We start from the raw sequence: 18,725 nt of genomic DNA on the forward strand, positions 1-18,725 counted from the left end.
CATCACACTTGTATTTAAGACCTTTCGCTATTAGAACGCGTAAGCAAGGCTTGCTTTGAAGTTACGACCGACTTCGTAGCTGGTGTATTTATCTGAGCCCCAAGAAATACCGAAGCCTGTATGTTCTGCATATTGCTTGTTGAATAAGTTGTCTACGCCAAGATTTATAGTTAGATCTTTCGCAAACGTAGGGTTATAGGCTGCCCACATGTTATGCACACCGAATCCCGGGCGACTAATCTTTTCATTTTCTTCATCTGTATATTCGTTACCTAGAACGAAGCGTGAATCCCAACCAAGCACGATCTCTTCGCTCAGGCCATAATTGAAACCAGCCTTGATATTATGAATACCTGTTTTATTCATATCGCTAGTCGTGTTGTCTTTAAGGTTCTTCTGATCGCCATCTGAATACGAGTGGTTAGCATAAATGCTAAGGTCTTCTAATTTGTAAGTGAATACAGTTTCGATACCCCATACTTCAGCATCGTTCTTGTTAGTTAAACTAGTGTTCTTAGTTGGGTGCATTTGGTTATCAAGGTTATACTTATACGCCGTGAACCCAATGATTGAGTTGTCAGCCCCAAGTAAGTTAGATAAATCGTAATCGAAGCCCGTTTCATAGTTGTTACCCGTCATGGCCTTTGTATCACCTTGAGTTACCTTACTCGGGTCTCCTATCATTAAGGCTTCTGGTAATGAAGCGCCTTTGAATAAACGACCATAGCCTACACGTAGTCGTAGATCATTTGTTGCTTGGTATTCACCTTTGAACTTTGGTGAAAGTTGGTCTAGCGTACCAGAGTACATGCCACCAAGTTGATGAATATCGTAACGTAGTCCCGACGTTAAACGGAAGTCGTTAATTTCGAATGAATCCTGAATGTAAAGACCATAAGCTGTAATCTTACCGCCATCAAAACCATATTTTTTAGTTTCACCTTTTTGTGGGCCCGAGAGTATTTCGCCATTCTCGGCGTCAATCCACTGTTTTGCTGTGTAACCGTCAACGCCATATGTTAACTCGTGATCAGAAACCCAAGAAACATTACGAATATCACCCCCGATAGTTGTTACATTATATTCGCGATTTGGGATTGATACTTGACCATCTTTGATCCATTTTCCATTAGCATCTTTTTTCCAAATGCTATCTGTCAGCGGGTCGCGTTTCATGTACTGGCGGTTATAGTATAGATTGCTCTTTAAATTAACGAGATCATTGTCTGGATTGTAGGCGTGTTGAAGCGTTACTGTATCTCGGTTGATAGAATTGTAATTATGCTCTTTGTCTGCATATAAAGCGCCGTTTTTTTCACCTGAAAGTTGACGTTTACCACCATCACTATAGTGGTTTATCATTAGTTTGAATTCGTTGCTGTTATTTGGAATAAAGACGACTTTTGCCAAACCTGATTTTAGCTCGCCTTGTTTAGAGCTAACATCGTCTTTGTTTGGAATATGTAGGTCGCCATCTTCTGAATAGTTTGCGATAGCCATAAACTGAAGCTTGTCATTCAGCTTTGTATATACGGCAACGTCAACACCTTTTCGTTCGTATGCACTTTGGTAACTCGTTTTGATACGAGCACCAAATTTATCATCGCCTTGAAGTAAATCATCAGGGTCTTTTGTTTCGTAGCTGAACGAACCGTTGACAACACCTGAGCCATTAAGTGCAGAGTTGGCCCCTAGCTCAATTTTAGCCACTTTCAAAAGGGATGGGTCGATAGTTTGGTCACCGGAGTGATGGAAAAGCTGACCTTCCTGACGAGCGCCATCGATGGTTACAACTGCGAACTTGTCTTCCATTCCTCGAATAAATACTTTACGTGAGTACCTAGCATTACCATCAACAGTAACACTTGGCATAGTGTTTAGAATATCTTTGATGTCGGAAGCTTGTTTTTGCTCTAATGTTGTTGCGTTAATCTCAGTTTGAACCAGCTGATCTAAAGCTGTTGCTGTGACAACCATACTTCCATCATCTGAAAATGCTGAAAATGATGTTAGCGCAATGGCTATTGCCGAAGGTAATACTTTTAATTTCATATTATTATCTGTCTCGTTGTATGTCATATTTGAGACGCGCATTCTAGCACCATATCTAAATGGTAATTGTTATCATTTACATTATTTACATTACACTACTTTACATTGTTTACTTTATTTACATACCTTCTCAAGATAGCTTTAAATGTGAGCCTAGTTGGCTTCATCGTCATGGAAGGGGGATGAAATTTATGGGGGCTATAAATGGGTTATAAAAAGAATAAGAGGAGGCTTAAGGAGCTGGAGAGTGATAGTCTACTGTCGTTGTAGACTATCATATCATTTTAATCGGACTAGCTAGATATAGCCCAACACAATAAATTTACAAGGTTAGAATTTGTAAGATGCAGCTAGGTATAGCGAACTTAAAATAACATCAGTATCAGATTTACCTGGAGTCTTAAGTGTGAAAGCGTCAGCTTCATAGCCTGCACGGAAGTTTATATTAGATAAAGTCGCTGGTGTATATTCTAAACCTAGTCCTAAACGTGCGGCTGTAGCACTGCTATCGTCTATTTTTTTCGTTGTTTGGTGTAGATCCAGTGATGACAAACCAATGGTAGTAAAAGGACGTAAGCCATTTTGGAAAGTGTAACCAAGATTAGCGGTTAGAGATAGAGTAGTAGGCGCCCATTTATAGCCATTTTTGTTGTTAAGTGGTGTGACATCCCCGTATTTTGTATATTGAGTTTCAATTGCAACGATACGGTTAAATTGGTAACCACCAATAAATTTTAGTGTATTACCATGGGTATCAGAATAAAATGAGCTGCTATCAGAATCACTAAATGTCGAGCCTAAACCACCACCAATGTAGAAGCCTGAGACGTCTTGGTTTGCTTGAACATGTGTCGTTAATACGATTGCAGCTAAGGCACCAAGTACAGTTATAGATTTCATTATTTACCTTTATATTTATTATTGATTATTTTGATGGCTGGATTATAAATGACACTAAATTTAAAACAATACAACTAGGTTAAAGTAGAGTAAGGTACTGTAAGTAAAGGTGTATTTTTGTAATTCCTTCTTTTTTAATTCAAAAGTGCCCATGTTGTTATCAAAAAATTCTAGTAGAGCATAATTAGGTATTAACCAAAGGAGTTAATCATGAAGTTATCATTAATGGCTGCAAAGTCTCTGAATGGCATCATTGGCAATGGTCCTGATATTCCATGGAGAGCTAAAGGTGAGCAACTTTTATTCAAAGCCATGACATATAATCAATGGCTTTTAGTTGGACGCAAAACTTTTGAGTCTATGGGGTCGCTACCAAATCGTAAGTACGCCGTGATATCACGATCTGATTTCGTTTCAGAGGATGAAAATGTAATGGTTTTCTCTTCAATTGAGGGGGCTTTAAAAGAGTTAGAAGATATTACCGATCACGTTATTGTTTCGGGTGGCGGCGAGATTTATAGAAGTTTGATTTCTAAAGTTGATACTTTGCATATATCAACAATTGATATTGAAACTGAAGGGGATATTGTTTTTCCTGAAATCCCTGGTTCATTTAGTTTAGCGTTTGAGCAAAAATTTGAATCGAATATTAACTATTGCTATCAAATTTGGCAAAAGAGTGAAGAAGCCGTTGTACCGAGTGTTTAAGGTTTTTTTTGCAGCACTGTGGACTGAAGAAGAAAAAAGCACGATTCAAAAATGGAAGTGGTGGTCTTTAGAATAGATGTGCGTAGCAGGTCACGACAGCTTTAAACCTGAGTGGCTCCCAGCGTTATTAAATGAAATTATAGAAAGTAATGTAACAGTATAGCAAGTGTCTGAATTTATTGATAATATTCATGGTTGTGTGCGAAGTAATCATTTCAATTAGTCATGCGTTCGGTTTTAATCTGGATTATCTTGTTTAGTTTTAGGGAAAAGTAATGAAAAAATTGTTTTTAGCATCATCGTTTACTGATGTAGTCGAGTTATTTGTTCAATCGGAAAAAACTGAGCTAAAGGGGAAGACTGTTACATTCATCCCTACAGCGAGTATTCATGAAGAAGTCACTTTTTATGTGGATGCAGGTAAAAAGGTGTTGCAAGATCTAGGTTTAATTATTGATGTGTTAGAAATTTCTACAGCTACAAAAAACGAAATATCAAGTAAGCTAGAAAGTAATGACTTTATTTATATCAGTGGAGGAAATACATTTTTCTTGCTTAAAGAGCTAAGAAGAACGGGTGCCGATGAATTAATAAAGGAACAAATTAACCGAGGTAAACCGTATATTGGCGAATCTGCGGGTTCAGTAATCCTGTCTCCAAATATTGAATATGTAAAAGAGATGGATGACTTTAACGCTGTTGCAGACCTAGTCTCTTTTTCTTCTTTAAGTGTCATTGATTTTTACCCGTTACCGCATTATACAAACTTTCCGTTTCAAGAAAGTACGCAAAAAATAATGTCAAATTACATGGATGCGATTAATCTTATCCCTTTCAGTAATGCGCAAGTGATATTGGTAGATGGTGATAAGGTTGAGTTGGTAAGTATTTAACGAGGTTATATGGAAATATATTGTAGAGTACTGAAGGCTGAGGATAGCCGAGCATATCGCGAACTGAGATTAGAAAGTTTGAAATTGCATCCTGAATGTTTTGGTTCGGGATATACAGAACAATCTAAGCTTCCTAAATTGTACTTTGAGGATTGTCTTGAACAAGGAAGTACAAAAAGCGCTATGTTAGGTGCATTTATTGGTAACGAGTTGGTTGGTTTATGTGGACTAACTCCTTCAACATCGAAAAAAATCGAAATAATCCAAATGTACGTAGTAAAAAAGAACAGAGGACTAGGGATTGCTTTTAAATTACTTGATTTAGCAAAGTGTTATCTCAAACACTTTAACAGTAATTCGCTTATTTTAACTGTGTATCAAACGAATTTAAGTGCAATAAAAGTATACCAAGATGCTGGGTTTGACGTAATCAGTAGTCAAAATGGTGAGATTCAAATGGCTTTCGTGATGCGAACTTAACACATAAGACCAGGTTGGATACGTTTTAAAGAATAATATAAAGTTTGAAGAGGGGAGATGTACGAATGGGTGAACCTCAACAATAGTAAATAACTGATTGATTAAAATCGTTATTCAGTGCAATCTTAGCATTCTATTATTCCGTTAGTGATATGGTTATTTATCACTAGTCTTTGGATTTAAGTTAACGTAATGCTCTAGTTCACCGAGCTAGATAATTATTTTATTTTTTGATGTTTGAAAGGATGCAGAAATGTATAGCATTGGTTTTACAAAAAAAGCGAGTAAAGGTTTCCTATTTGGGTGTGCACTTAGTTTAATATCTAGCGCAGTATTTGCGGATGAAAATACGTTATGTTTAAAATCAGAGTTAAAAACGCATCCCCAAAATGTGTTGTCGTGTTTTGTAAATTCAGATTCGTCGACACCGGCGAGCTGGAAGCTAGAAAAGAGTGAATATAGAAAGGAAGCGGCTTTAACCGTATATACCTATACATTAACGAGCCAATTTTGGCCTGATAAAACAATAAGCAACTCTGGACGTGACTGGAAGCACACGCTAGTGCTTTATGTACCAGATCATGTCACTTCATCGCAATCATTCCTTTATATTAATGGTGGCACGCGGTTTGAAGAAAAGGGTAAATCTAACCCTAAACCAGCAAAGGTGGATTTTGAGGGGCTTGTAAAGGCAACTCAATCTGTTGTTGCAGATCTACAAGATGTCCCCGATCAGTATTTAAGTTTTGATGATGACATAGCAAGACGTGAAGACGATATTGTTGCTTATACTTGGAATCAATACATGGATGATCCGGAAAACAATGCTTATTGGCCTGCACATTTACCGATGACGAAAGCGGTTGTTAAGGCAATGGACATGATTCAATCGGAAGCCGATATACGTCATTACCAAAAACCGACTGATTTTGTGTTATCGGGTGCCAGCAAACGTGGTTGGACAGCGTGGCTAACAACGATCGTAGATGACCGAGTCAATGGTATTATCCCTATTGTTATCGATATTCTGAACACCAAAGAAAACCTACTTCATATAAAAAATAGTCTAAACGGTTGGCCATTAGCATTTCATGATTATGAAGCGCAAGGTGTAACGGACCGTATGGGGAGTCTTGAATTCGACAAATTAATGAGCATCGAAGATCCGATTGCTTATTTATCTTATTCAAAATATGCCTCACGTTTGGCTGTGCCTAAATATATTATTAACGCATCGTCAGATGATTTTTTTGTTCCGGATTCATACTTACAGTACGCGAAAGATTTACCTGGAGAAACCGTACTTCGGATTTTACCTAATCAGCGTCATTATATTGATTATTCGATCGTGAATCCGGCGCTTATTGAATATTACACCTTGTTTATTAATAAACTTCCTAGGCCTGATGTGCGTTGGAATGCAAGTAAAGATCATCAGGTTATTAGCGTAACGACAGACTTTGAGCCAATTAAAGCAACGTTATGGGAAGGTTATAATCCAAAGGATCGAGATTTCCGTATTTATCCAGCAAAAATGGAGTATAAACAAACACAAATTGCAGGTGTTTGTATTGAACAAAAATGTGTTTATAAATTAGCACCAATTACGACTAAGACAGGTTACACCTCACGTTTTATTGAGTTTGTCTATGAAGATGGCTCAAATCGACTTGTGACGACGTCACCCGCATTTATAACACCAAATACATATCCTCAGGCTAAAAGTCAGTAACGAAAACTGACATAGCCCCTCAGATTATTGTTACTGAGGGGCTTTTATCGTAAAAATACAAGTGTTACAGGTAGGGGCCAATGAGAACCGTTGGTGTTTCATCATGTATCAATAGCATATCTCGGTATGGCTTATCAAAAAATGCTTTACTGCTCGTGTGAAGATGACTTTATTGAAAAAGAGCATGCTGATAAGTTATTAAATCATATTGGATTAAATATTGCGTGATGCGTTGTTGTTTGACTGTTGTCTAAATATGGAAGTCGTTAGTTAATAAAGTCATCGGTATTAATTTTATAGGGAAGTTCTAAATATGTTGAAGCAAGTAGGGAAGGCTAAGATTCAGCCTAAGCATAAATTAACCTGTCATTGTGGTTCTGTTGAGCTTGAATTGTCGTTACCTAATGGCATTGAAAAACCTAGGCGTTGCGACTGTTCTATTTGTCGTCGGAAAGGTGCAATTGTTGGGTCTGTCGATCTTAATGGTATTCGTATTATTAAAGGTGCTGAGGATCTGCGATTGTATCAATTTAATACCAATACGGCTAAACACTATTTCTGTTCTAATTGTGGTATTTATACACATCATCAACGCCGTTCTAACCCAAGTGAATATGGTTTTAACATTGGTTGCCTCGAGGGCGTTAATCCTTTTGATATCGAGGATATAGTCACTAATGATGGGGTTAACCATCCAGCTGATCGGAAGCTTGTATCTGATTTATAATTTAACTGGGCATTAATGTATTGGAGGAATTGATTATCGACGCACATATACTGAATGTATTTACTGGTGACAACGCAACGGGTAATCCTGCAGCTGTTGTAAAACTCACTTCGTGGTTACAAGAGCATGAGTTACAAACTATTTCGCGTAACTTGGGTCAACCTATTACTTCATTTATTGTTTATATCAAACACAGTTATGAAATCCGTTGGTTTGCGGGTTGTGTCGAAATTAATCTATGTGGACATGGTAGCTTAGCCGCTGCAGCCGCTATTTTCGAAATGGATCCTGACCATGATCTTGATATCCAGTTTGTTAGTAAGCACGGTGTGATTTCAGTCAAGAAATATACTTATGGTTATACGATGACTATGCCAAGCTGGCAGTCAGAACATAATCCCGAATTGAAAAAATACAGTAAATTACTTGGTTTGGAAGCTATTGATGTATTCAGCACAAGGGATTTGGTTTTAGTGCTAGATAGTGAAGAGCAAGTTCGTGACTTCGAACCTGACTTTGATGTTATAAAAAGTATCAGTGAGTACCATGCCGTAATCATAACGGCTCAAAAAGGCGCTGGTGGTTATGTACTTAGGTATTTTCCTCCTAAAATCGGGATTAATGAAGATATTGCCACGGGGTCAGCTCAATGTTCATTAGCGCCATATTGGTTAAATAAGTTATCTGTAAAAGAACTCGAGGTAAGACAGTTATCAATCCAAGGTGGTTTTTTCCATGTTAGTCAGAGCCAAAGTGATAGCATTGAATTGACGGTGAATGTTTTACTTACGCAAGTTGTTAATTTTATCGACGAACTAAAAAATGAATAAGGTTAAATCAAAATGGAATTTGAACATAAAATAAGTATTAATGCATCGGCTGCAAATATATTCGCGATTTATGAAAATGTGGACGCTTGGTCATCATGGGATCCTGATGTTAAAAGTGCATCTATCGATGGACTATTTGAAGCTGGAGCAATGGGTAAATTAAAACCTATAAACGGTCCTGAATCTAAAATATTACTCACGGAAGTTGTGAAAGATAAATTATTCACAGTAACTAGCCGTTTGCCATTGTGTAAAATGACCTTTGAGCATGTACTGGAACCTAATGGTAAAGATACAGCTGTTTTACATAAGGTGTCTTTTACAGGGTTGTTATCCCCAATATTTGGCCGTTTGATCGGAACTGGAATTAGCAAAGGCTTACCTCATACCCTTAGGGGGTTGAAACTTGCAGCTGAGTCCGGCTGTAAAGACGTTAGTTAACGTCCTATCTTAGAAGACCGATATTACAAAGTGTACTGGTTATTGAAGGAATATTTTTATAGTCACTAAAAAGGAGTAAATAATAGTGAATGATATATTAGCTTTTAGCTTGATCGCGTTACTTTTAGTTGTATCACCAGGCCCAAATGGCGTGTTAATTTTAAAAACTGCGTCGTCACAGGGACAGCGAGCTTCCATCTTGAATATTTTCGGATTAACCACGGCAACCTTCTTTCATGGCGCGCTGTCTATTTTCGGATTTTCTGCATTATTGATGCAATCAGCAGAGTTATTTTTCATCATTAAAATACTCGGTGCTGGGTATCTGTTTTATATCGGCGTAAAGGCAATTATTAGCTCTTACAAAACAAAGAGCAGCGATACCGAAACGAATAAAAAAATCAATGCTCAGAAGAACGGAGTTGGTTATTTTAATGAAGGGTTCATCACTCAAATCCTAAATCCAAAAGTATCGATGTTTTACTTAGCAGCTTTTCCTCAATTTATATCACCCGACAATTTCTCGTATTTGAATGCATTTTCGTTAGTTTCAATTCATGCAAGCATCATATTCATGTGGTTTGTCGGTGTAACCTTAGCAATAGAGAAAATAAAATCATCGGCTAAAAATACCAGAATGGGAAATTGGGTTCAAAGGCTTTCGGGCACTGCCATGATATATTTCAGTTCAATGATTCTGACACAAAAATAAGGATATAACATGACGTTTGAAAGTATGTCAGAAGCAGAATTGTGGGAGATAGCAACGCCTATCATGGATAACTTGATGGACGGGTCTAAATATTTAGTCGATCACGTCATGATCTTTTAATCATGATAATGGCCTTGAGCAAGAGTAAATAAGCAGACTTTATGGAAAAAAATGCAGATATTTGGCGTCAATATTACGAAAAGGCGTTAATACGTAAACATAGACCAAGCACTGAATCCGCGGTGAAGCAGACTTAAACTTTGTTGATGATTTATAAGGACGTTCAATATGGAACCTGAACATTTAGCATCTCAACTTCGATGTCCGAGCGGAGATAAAGCGCTTGAAGTTGGTATTAGTATGAATAAGGCAAATTATAACCTTAATCGAGAATGCATAAACCTATTAGAATTAAATGACGACAATAGGGTGCTAGAAATTGGACCCGGTAATGGGGCATTCGTGCAGGAAGTCTTGCAAGAAGCCAAAGGCATTAATTATGTGGGAATTGATATTTCAACAGCGCTCGTTGCCGAGGCTAGCAGGCTTAATGACTCTCAGGTTAGAAAAGGGGTTGCCAAATTTGAGTGTGGTGACTCAGCGGATCTTCCTTTCGAAGCTGGTTACTTTGACAAGGTGTTTACGGTTCACACCTTATATTTTTGGGACAACCCCTATGGACACCTTTCTGAAGTTAGACGAGTATTGAAGCCATCCGGCACTTTCTGTATTGCTTTCGGAAACCGAGAGTTTATGAAAAACCTTCCTTTTGTGAAGTATGGTTTTGAATTGTATGATGACTCTAGTGCTTGTAATCTTCTGCGCGAAGTGGGTTTTAACATTGAAAGTGTCCATGAATTTACTGAACATGGTTTAAGTAATACTGGTGAGAGTGTCGATAAGCTTGTGCATGTTATTGTATGTAAAGCTTAATATACCCTCTAGCGTAAAGAATAAGCACAAAACGATTAAACGGAAAGGAGTGCATGATGGCTAAGATTTATCTGTTTGATTGGGGTGATACCTTAATGGTTAATCCAGCGCATATGAAAGGTAAGATGTGTAATTGGGAGCATGTTGAAGCGATAAACGGGGCACATGATACGTTGGCTTTACTGTCGCAACAGGGTTGTAAACTTTATGTCGCGACTGGTGCTGCGGACTCAAGTGAAGAGGATATTAAAGCTGCATTTGAACGCGTTGGGCTTGCAGGGTACATATTAGAATTTTTTTGCCAATCAAATTTAGGTATTGGTAAGGGAACTGCGGCTTATTATCAAGCGGTGGTAGAAGCGCTTGGTGTTGATGCAAGCGACGTTACCATGGTCGGTGATATGTTACATCGCGATATAGTGCCAGCTATTGAGGCTGGATTGAATGCGATTTGGTATAGGCCTGATGCCTCAGGGGTAGAGGTTAGTGATAATTATCAACAAATTAAACACCTCAGTGAATTATGTAATCTATAAATTTAAGGAAGAATGATGATCAACAAAGGAAGTTGTTTGTGTAATATAGTGCAATACGAAATTGATGGCGAATTTGACGATGTACTCAATTGTCATTGTAGTATGTGCCGTAAATTACACGCGTCGGCATTTAGAACCAGAGCAAAGATAAAAACCGAGAGTTGGAAAACTCTTGAAGGTGAAGCATTCATTAAGTTTTACGAATCTTCACCTGGTGAACATAAAGGTTTTTGTGCTGAATGTGGTTCGAGTCTGTTTACAAAATTTGATGCTTACCCTGACATACTTGGTTTCCCTTTTGGGACGCTCGATACCGATCCAAAAGTCAAAGCAACACGACATGTTTACGTGGGGAGTAAGGCTGCATGGCATGACATCACTGATGATCTACCTCAGCAACTTGAATTTGATTGATATTTAGATAAGGACGTCAAAATGTTAGTACTGAGACCGAATTGTGAATGCTGTAATAAAGATTTAGCTGCGTCCGTTCGAACTCATAACAAGGATGCCATAAACGATTTATGGCATCCTAATGCATTATTTAATAACTACTTTCTTAATAATGATAGCTTCGCTCGGTACATCTTCATGACCTTTTACTGTTGTCGTTCTTGAAAATGCAATCATGTTAACTACATCCATTCCCGCGGTAACAGTACCAAATGCCGTGTAGCCCCAGCCAGCGTTTGTCGTTGCGGTATGATCAAGAAAATCATTATCATCTAAGTTAATAAAGAACTGCGCTGTCGCAGAGTGTGGCGAATCTGTACGTGCCATTGCGATTGAACCAATCACATTTTTAAGGCCTCGATTAGCTTCGTTAGCAATGGCTGGACGAGTCTTCTTTTCCTGCATTTTTTCAGTAAAACCACCACCTTGGATCATGAAGTCTTTAATCACGCGATGAAAAATAGTGCCTTCATAAAAACCTTCTTTGCAATAGCGTAGAAAGTTCTTTGACGTGACTGGCGCTTTCTCCATATTCAGTTCAATTTCGATGTCACCTAAGTTTGTGGTAAAAATAATCATTCTGTTGCACCATCTTTGTATTAGTGTTGGTATTAATTTAATCGCGCAGTATACGCAAACATAACGCTAAACTGTAGTCGTGAATATTTAAAACTACTTTCATTTAAGCAATTTCTTTTATAAGATCATTTTTTCTAACCATCTGAAGTTAATCACTCCCTATGCCAGCTCAATTTATAAAAAATATTCCTGTTAGTGTAAGGTTCATGCTGATGTCAGCATTGGCTTTTTCGATTATGACGAGCTTTGTTAAATTAGTCAGTACTTATGGTATTCCTGTTTTTGAAATTGTTGCAGCAAGAGCAATTGTTTCATTAATTATTAGTTACGTGGACGTGCGTCGTAAACGCATATCCGTTTGGGGCAATAATAAAAAACTACTTATGGCGCGTGGTACTGTTGGTTCATTAGCCCTCATCTGTGTTTATTTCGCGGTAACGACTTTGCCTTTAGCTGAGGCCACTATTCTACAATATTTACATCCCGTATTTACGGCAATACTAGCCTTAATTTTTCTTAAAGAACGTATTCAACGCTCGACTATTATCTGCATTCTGTTTTGCATCATAGGGCTATTACTTATTGTTAGCCCAAGCCTGACATTTTCAGGGACTGCCGAGTTACCTTTATTCAGCGTTGCAGTTGCACTGCTGGGTGCGTTGGGGAGTGCGATTGCTTATGTGATTGTTAAGCGTCTTAGTAGTACCGAAGATAGTTCTGTGATTATATTTTATTTTCCACTTGTTGCATTACCCCTGTCATTAATCTTACTTGGTGATGATTTTGTTCTGCCCAATACAGAAGCGTTTGTATTGTTGATTTTTATTGGTATTTTCACTCAAATAGGGCAGCTGGGGTTAACCAAAGCAATGCAAACAGAAGTAGCGAGCAAAGCGACGGCATATTCTTATGTGCAAGTTGTTTTCTCAATTATATTCGGTTGGTTATTGTTTAGTGAAGTACCTTCCCTGTGGACTTGGTTTGGAGGCAGTTTAATTATTCTGGGTGCGTTAATTAACGCATTTGGTAGCCTTAATCGAAGATCAATAAAACACAAGCAAGCAGGCTGATCATAAAGCATACTTGTCTAAAGACGTTCAATAATGGAGTAACGAATGCAAAAGGTATTTGATGATGTGAACGCTTTAGATAAGCGATGTGTTGATCTGTTTGGGTTAAGTGAAGATTTACTGATGGAGCATGCCGCTGCGTCGATGATGCAATATATACACGGTAAGTTTTCAAGTAATGAAAAGGTACTTATCGTTTGCGGTTCAGGAAATAATGGTGCAGATGGAATCGCGCTTGCCAGACTTTTATACTCTCAATACGATGTCTGTATGCTTATGCCGTATCATGTGAAATCTGCGATGGCAAAATTGCAATATAAAAGAGCCAAGCTTTTAGGTGTTAAGATCATCGAGAGCTTATCTGAACTAGCACTTGAACACACGCCCGATGTTATTGTCGATTGCCTTTTTGGCTCCGGATTAAACAGAGATCTGGATAACGAGTCGCAGCGTCTGATCACACGAATAAATTCTTGGCCTGGGCATAAAATTGCATGTGATATTCCTTCAGGGATAAATAAGCAGGGAAAAGTAACCACCGTCGGCTTTTGCGCGAACATAACCATCACTATGGGGGCGTTAAAAACGCAACTTTACAGTGATGTCGCGAAGGATTATACCGGAGATATTATTGTCAGCGACTTAGGTGTGCATCGCAGTATTTATGAAACGACAACTAATACCTATCTTTTAGATCCCTTTGATATGCAATTGCCATTACGTACAAAACAAAACTCGCACAAAGGGTCATTTGGGCATTTAAGCGTCATTGTCGGTAATAAAACAGGGGCGGGGATCATTGCAGCTGAAGCCGCTTTTGCATTTGGTGCAGGTTTGGTCACTGTGATTACAGACGACAATGTAAATATACCGTTTCATATTATGCGACAGCATACCCTGCCTGAAAAATGCACTGCGATCGCAATTGGTATGGGACTTGGCCAATTTATAAAAGCGGAAATAGAACAGATTTTAGATATTGATATTCCAAAAGTTGTTGATGCAGATTTATTTCATGACGAGATTATTCTAACGGTTTTAAATCATGAAAATGTGGTGTTGACGCCACACCCTAAAGAGTTCTGCTCTCTGCTGAAGTTAATCAATCTCGCAGAAATAACCGTAGCAGAGCTGCAAAATAATAGATTCAAGTATGTAAGACTCTTTGCTATAAATTATCCCAAAACTGTGCTGTTGTTAAAAGGCGCGAACTCGCTTATCACCTATAATAATATTATTTACATCAATCCTTTGGGAAGTAATATTCTGAGTAAAGGTGGATCTGGAGATGTGTTAACGGGATTGATTTCGGCATTGTTAGCGCAAAGGTACAGTGTCATAAATGCGACAATTACGGCAAGTCTCGCTCACGCTATGTCAGCAAAAACCTATACTAAGAATAATTACGCTTTAACACCAATGGATATCATCGAGGGAGTAAAAGGACTGTAAAGACCATGACTATCTTAAATAATCATTATTTTAAGTAATTAATAGCATATTAAATTCGTTAATTTTGGAGTGTGTTATGTCAACAAGAAAGCATAAACGTAAAGCAGCAAAGCATTCGCATAAACATCAAGGTTTAAAGGCATCGGCTAAACAGACTGATTTTGTTAGTACACATCCTCGTGTATCTATGTTCACTGGCTCATTACTTATTGTTATCGGTCTGTTTTTACTCATAATGGGAATAGGGAGTGACGCTCAGTTTGGATTGGCTATGTTATCAATGGCTATCGGCACAATAGTTATCTTTTTCGCGAGATCAGCTTTGCCTAAGAAGGCGATAAAGGTAATTAAATAATTGCTTTGAAAAACAACATTAATGGCTTACATTAGATAGTCATTCAATAAGGGTTTAAAACGTTTAAGCTGCTTTGTTAACAAGGATTATGGATATGAGTCAGACTTATAATTTTTGCGCTGGTCCCGCAATGTTGCCACATGCAGTGATGGAACAAGCCCAAAAAGAATTTATTAATTGGAATAATACCGGCGTATCGGTAATGGAACTCAGTCATCGTAGTAAAGACTACATGGCTGTCGCTTCTGCCGCAGAGCAAGACTTACGTGATCTATTAGCCATTCCAGACAACTACAAGGTTATCTTTTCACAAGGTGGCGGTCGCGGTCAGTTTGCTGCTGTGCCCCTGAATATCCTTGGTGATAAAACTGAAGCTGATTACCTATTAACTGGCCAGTGGTCAAAATCAGCGGTTGTTGAAGGTAAGAAATACTGCCAGATTAATGAATCCAATATTCTAATGCCAAGTACCGATGGTATTGTTGCAGTTAAACCTGCATCACAATGGCAAGTATCAAGCAAAAACACGGCTTATGTACATTACTGCCCGAATGAAACTATCGAAGGCATTGAGATTAATGATATCCCTGACACAGGTGATATCCCGCTTGTTGCTGATATGTCATCAAATATCCTTTCTAAACCATTAGATATTAGCAAGTTCGGTATTATTTATGCGGGTGCGCAAAAGAACATCGGCCCATCAGGTTTGGGTGTCGTGATTGTACGTGATGATCTGCTCGGTAAAGCCAAACAAGAAACCCCATCAATCTTTAACTATAAGCTGATGGCTGAAAATGACTCGATGTTTAATACGCCGCCGACCTATTCTTGGTATTTAGCAGGACTTGTGTTCAAGTGGTTAAAAGCACAAGGTGGTCTGTCTGCTATTGAAGAAATTAACGCAGAAAAAGCCAAGCTACTTTATGGCTATATTGATAGCAGCGATTTCTACAGTAACAACGTAGCGACGGGTAACCGCTCAAAAATGAATGTGCCGTTTACATTAGCATCAAGTGATCTGGATGCGGCGTTCTTACAACAATCTCAAGATGCGAATTTAATGGCATTAAAAGGTCACCGTATTGTCGGTGGTATGCGCGCAAGTATTTATAATGCGATGCCAATCGAAGGTGTGAAAGCACTTATTGGCTTTATGGAAAAATTTGAACGTCAACAGCGTTAATCGCGAATAGATAAGAAAGCGTTCTTAGCAATAGAACAATTAATACGTATTTAAAGGCAATGGAAAAATGTGTTGAGCATGGTTAATGTCGATGACAAGCGTGCCAACTAAATAAGAGTGCCGTCTACAAGGATTTATTATGAGTTGTGATTTTTTTGCTTTAGCAAATACAGGGGTACAAGGTTTACACCCTTATCAAGCGGGAAAACCGACTGATGAATTAGAGCGTGAACTAGGGCTAACAGATATTGTTAAATTGGCATCGAATGAGAATCCATTGGGTGTTGGTGAATTAGTTAAAGCAGCATTAGAGAAAGAACTATCGGGTATCACCCGTTATCCAGATGCGAATGGCTTCTATCTAAAGCAAGCGTTAGCAGATAAATACGATCTTGCGCCAGCACAATTTACCTTAGGTAATGGTTCAAATGATGTACTGGAACTCATCGCTCGCAGCTTTGTTACGCCAGAGCATGAAGTTATTTTTGCGCAGCACGCATTTGTGGTTTATCCATTAGTGACACAAGCGATTGGAGCAAGGGGAGTGGCTGTACCAGCAAAAAATTGGGGGCATGATTTACCTGCAATGCTGGCCGCAATTACCGAGCGTACACGTCTTATCTTTATTGCAAATCCAAATAATCCGACGGGTACGTTTTTAACAGCTGAAGCCTTATATGACTTTTTAAGCAAAGTGCCAGAAGACGTGATTGTTGTATTGGACGAAGCGTATTTTGAATACGTAGATAAAGAGCTACAAGCGCCGTCAATTACTTGGTTAAATCAGTTTACAAATTTAATTATCACACGTACTTTCTCTAAAGCTTATGGCCTTGCGGGTTTACGTGTTGGTTATAGCATGTCACATCCGGATATAGCGGATATTTTAAACCGCGTTCGTCAGCCATTTAATTGTAATAGTTTTGCATTAGCGGCTGCGCAAGCGGCATTGTCTGATCATGATTTTTTAACCGAGAGTGTGGCGTTAAATAATGAACAACGGACTGTGTTAGAAACATTTTTCAGTGAGCAGGGTATTGGTTATATACCGTCTAAAGGTAATTTCATTACCGTGGAACTTGTTCAAGATCCGGCTATTGTGTACCAAGCATTATTGCATAAGGGCGTAATTGTTCGTCCTGTTGCGGGTTATGGTTTAACAAAGCATTTGCGAGTGAGCATTGGCACTGAACGGGAAAATAAAACCTTCATGAAGGCGCTACTGACAGTGTTGGTTGAGTTAGACGCATAGCAAGTAACGCTAGCGACTATTCGTTGTATTAATCAAAAATTAAGTGAATAAATTTATGGAAAAATTAACATTACAACCAATTGGTAAAGTATCAGGTACTATTAACTTACCAGGCTCTAAAAGTGTTTCAAACCGTGCATTGCTACTTGCTGCGCTGGCTGAAGGCACAACGCGTTTAACAAATTTATTAGACAGTGATGATATTCGTCATATGTTAAACGCACTGACAAAATTAGGTGTGCAGTATGATCTGTCTACATGTAAAACAATTTGTACAGTAACTGGCTTGGGTCGTGCATTTTCTGTAGAAGAAAAACTTGAGCTATTTTTAGGTAACGCAGGTACGGCAATGCGTCCATTATGCGCAGCGTTATGTTTGAGCGAAGGTGAGTTTGAATTGACCGGCGAACCACGTATGGAAGAGCGTCCAATTGGCAGCTTAGTTGACAGTTTACGTCAAGCTGGCGCAGATGTTTCTTATTTGAAAAATGAAGATTACCCACCAGTGCTTATTAAAGGCACTGGCTTGAAAGGTGGTAATATTAAGATTGATGGCAGCGTATCTAGCCAGTTCTTAACTGCATTTTTAATGGCTGCACCACTGGCAGAAAATGATACAAGGATAGAGATCCTTGGTGAGCTTGTTTCTAAACCTTACATTGAAATTACATTGCATATCATGCAGCAATTCGGTGTAACGGTAAGTCATGACAATTATCAGACGTTTAGTATTAAAGGTAAGCAAACATATCAAGCCGCGGGTGACTTCTTAGTTGAAGGTGATGCTTCTTCTGCGTCTTATTTCCTTGCTGCAGCGGCAATTAAAGGTGGTAAGATCCGTGTGACGGGTATTGGTAAAAAATCAATCCAAGGTGATATCCAGTTTGCAGATGTAATTGCAGCAATGGGTGGTAAAATCACTTGGGCTGATAGTTATATCGAAGCTGAAGTCGGCGAATTAAATGCCGTTGATATGGATATGAACCATATTCCTGATGCAGCAATGACAATCGCGACAACCGCATTGTTTGCAAAAGGTACAACGGTTATTCGTAATGTATACAATTGGCGTGTGAAAGAAACTGACCGTTTAGCGGCAATGGCGACTGAATTACGTAAAGTGGGTGCAGAAGTAGAAGAGGGTAATGACTACATTAAAATCACCCCTCCTGCGAAATTGATTCACGCTGCTATTGATACTTATAACGATCACCGTATGGCTATGTGTTTCTCATTAGTTGCGTTAAGTGATGCTCCTGTAACGATTAATGATCCAGGCTGTACATCAAAAACGTTCCCAGATTATTTTGAGCAATTTAAAGGTTTAGTTCAAGCTTAAATTGAGCGTTGCCCTATTTGATGCTGTTATTAGCGTTGTTCTTAAATAGCGAGGTATTACTGATAAGGTGATGCCTCGCTATTTTTTATTTGCGG

20 protein-coding genes are annotated in these 18,725 nt (G+C 38.5%); 17 read left to right on the forward strand and 3 right to left on the reverse strand.

Features of this window, described 5'->3' with window-relative positions:
- Positions 1–30: 30 nt before the first annotated feature.
- A complete protein-coding gene (locus HWV03_RS09180) occupies positions 31–2,094 on the reverse strand; it encodes a TonB-dependent receptor domain-containing protein (RefSeq protein ID WP_211679423.1) in 2,064 nt (687 codons plus the stop codon).
- 288 nt (positions 2,095–2,382) lie between these two features.
- The gene (locus HWV03_RS09185; RefSeq protein ID WP_211679424.1) at positions 2,383–2,952 is read right to left on the reverse strand and encodes a porin family protein; all 570 of its coding nucleotides are present in this window, start codon (positions 2,950–2,952) and stop codon (positions 2,383–2,385) included.
- Between the two features lie 210 nt (positions 2,953–3,162).
- Between HWV03_RS09185 and dfrA the strand changes: the two genes are divergently transcribed.
- The 11 genes from dfrA to HWV03_RS09240 all read left to right on the forward strand — a co-directional run bounded on the left by dfrA (position 3,163) and on the right by HWV03_RS09240 (position 11,358).
- Positions 3,163–3,660 (forward strand): trimethoprim-resistant dihydrofolate reductase DfrA, encoded by a 498-nt coding sequence (gene dfrA / locus HWV03_RS09190; protein ID WP_211679425.1) that lies wholly within the window; start codon positions 3,163–3,165, stop codon positions 3,658–3,660.
- A 275-nt stretch (positions 3,661–3,935) separates the two neighbouring features.
- A complete protein-coding gene (locus tag HWV03_RS09195) occupies positions 3,936–4,553 on the forward strand; it encodes a Type 1 glutamine amidotransferase-like domain-containing protein (RefSeq protein ID WP_211675090.1) in 618 nt (205 codons plus the stop codon).
- Positions 4,554–4,562: 9 nt separating this feature from the next.
- The gene (locus tag HWV03_RS09200) at positions 4,563–5,033 is read left to right on the forward strand and encodes a GNAT family N-acetyltransferase (RefSeq protein ID WP_211679426.1); all 471 of its coding nucleotides are present in this window, start codon (positions 4,563–4,565) and stop codon (positions 5,031–5,033) included.
- Between the two features lie 253 nt (positions 5,034–5,286).
- Positions 5,287–6,765, forward strand: a complete 1,479-nt coding sequence (locus HWV03_RS09205; protein WP_211679427.1) for a PhoPQ-activated protein PqaA family protein — start codon at positions 5,287–5,289, stop codon at positions 6,763–6,765.
- A 313-nt stretch (positions 6,766–7,078) separates the two neighbouring features.
- Entirely contained in the window at positions 7,079–7,492 is a 414-nt protein-coding gene (locus tag HWV03_RS09210; protein ID WP_211679428.1) for a GFA family protein, read from the forward strand.
- Positions 7,493–7,521: 29 nt separating this feature from the next.
- Complete coding sequence (locus HWV03_RS09215) at positions 7,522–8,322, forward strand: PhzF family phenazine biosynthesis protein (protein ID WP_255547140.1); 801 nt, start codon at positions 7,522–7,524, stop codon at positions 8,320–8,322.
- A gap of 12 nt (positions 8,323–8,334) precedes the next feature.
- The gene (locus HWV03_RS09220) at positions 8,335–8,763 is read left to right on the forward strand and encodes an SRPBCC family protein (protein WP_211679429.1); all 429 of its coding nucleotides are present in this window, start codon (positions 8,335–8,337) and stop codon (positions 8,761–8,763) included.
- Positions 8,764–8,848: 85 nt separating this feature from the next.
- The gene (locus tag HWV03_RS09225; RefSeq protein ID WP_211675097.1) at positions 8,849–9,475 is read left to right on the forward strand and encodes a LysE family translocator; all 627 of its coding nucleotides are present in this window, start codon (positions 8,849–8,851) and stop codon (positions 9,473–9,475) included.
- 288 nt (positions 9,476–9,763) lie between these two features.
- A complete protein-coding gene (locus HWV03_RS09230; RefSeq protein ID WP_211679430.1) occupies positions 9,764–10,408 on the forward strand; it encodes a class I SAM-dependent methyltransferase in 645 nt (214 codons plus the stop codon).
- A gap of 56 nt (positions 10,409–10,464) precedes the next feature.
- The gene (locus HWV03_RS09235; RefSeq protein WP_211679431.1) at positions 10,465–10,944 is read left to right on the forward strand and encodes an HAD family hydrolase; all 480 of its coding nucleotides are present in this window, start codon (positions 10,465–10,467) and stop codon (positions 10,942–10,944) included.
- 15 nt (positions 10,945–10,959) lie between these two features.
- Positions 10,960–11,358 (forward strand): GFA family protein, encoded by a 399-nt coding sequence (locus HWV03_RS09240; protein ID WP_211679432.1) that lies wholly within the window; start codon positions 10,960–10,962, stop codon positions 11,356–11,358.
- A 126-nt stretch (positions 11,359–11,484) separates the two neighbouring features.
- On the opposite strand, the gene HWV03_RS09245 is transcribed toward HWV03_RS09240, so the two are convergent.
- Entirely contained in the window at positions 11,485–11,976 is a 492-nt protein-coding gene (locus HWV03_RS09245) for a peptidylprolyl isomerase (protein WP_211675101.1), read from the reverse strand.
- A 212-nt stretch (positions 11,977–12,188) separates the two neighbouring features.
- On the opposite strand from HWV03_RS09245, the gene HWV03_RS09250 reads away from it, so the two are divergent.
- From HWV03_RS09250 to aroA, 6 genes are all read left to right on the forward strand, one after another.
- Positions 12,189–13,046 (forward strand): DMT family transporter, encoded by an 858-nt coding sequence (locus HWV03_RS09250; protein WP_255547141.1) that lies wholly within the window; start codon positions 12,189–12,191, stop codon positions 13,044–13,046.
- A gap of 45 nt (positions 13,047–13,091) precedes the next feature.
- Entirely contained in the window at positions 13,092–14,498 is a 1,407-nt protein-coding gene (locus HWV03_RS09255) for an NAD(P)H-hydrate dehydratase (RefSeq protein ID WP_211679434.1), read from the forward strand.
- 76 nt (positions 14,499–14,574) lie between these two features.
- Entirely contained in the window at positions 14,575–14,853 is a 279-nt protein-coding gene (locus tag HWV03_RS09260) for a hypothetical protein (protein ID WP_045110735.1), read from the forward strand.
- A 94-nt stretch (positions 14,854–14,947) separates the two neighbouring features.
- Positions 14,948–16,039, forward strand: a complete 1,092-nt coding sequence (serC, locus tag HWV03_RS09265; RefSeq protein ID WP_211679435.1) for a 3-phosphoserine/phosphohydroxythreonine transaminase — start codon at positions 14,948–14,950, stop codon at positions 16,037–16,039.
- A 139-nt stretch (positions 16,040–16,178) separates the two neighbouring features.
- Complete coding sequence (hisC, locus tag HWV03_RS09270) at positions 16,179–17,291, forward strand: histidinol-phosphate transaminase (RefSeq protein WP_211679436.1); 1,113 nt, start codon at positions 16,179–16,181, stop codon at positions 17,289–17,291.
- Positions 17,292–17,346: 55 nt separating this feature from the next.
- Positions 17,347–18,630 carry a 3-phosphoshikimate 1-carboxyvinyltransferase gene (aroA, locus tag HWV03_RS09275; protein WP_211679437.1) on the forward strand — a complete coding sequence of 428 codons (1,284 nt, stop codon included), beginning with the start codon at positions 17,347–17,349 and terminating at the stop codon, positions 18,628–18,630.
- Positions 18,631–18,725 lie beyond the last annotated feature (95 nt).

Source organism: Moritella sp. 36 (genome assembly GCF_018219415.1).
Taxonomy (GTDB): domain Bacteria; phylum Pseudomonadota; class Gammaproteobacteria; order Enterobacterales; family Moritellaceae; genus Moritella.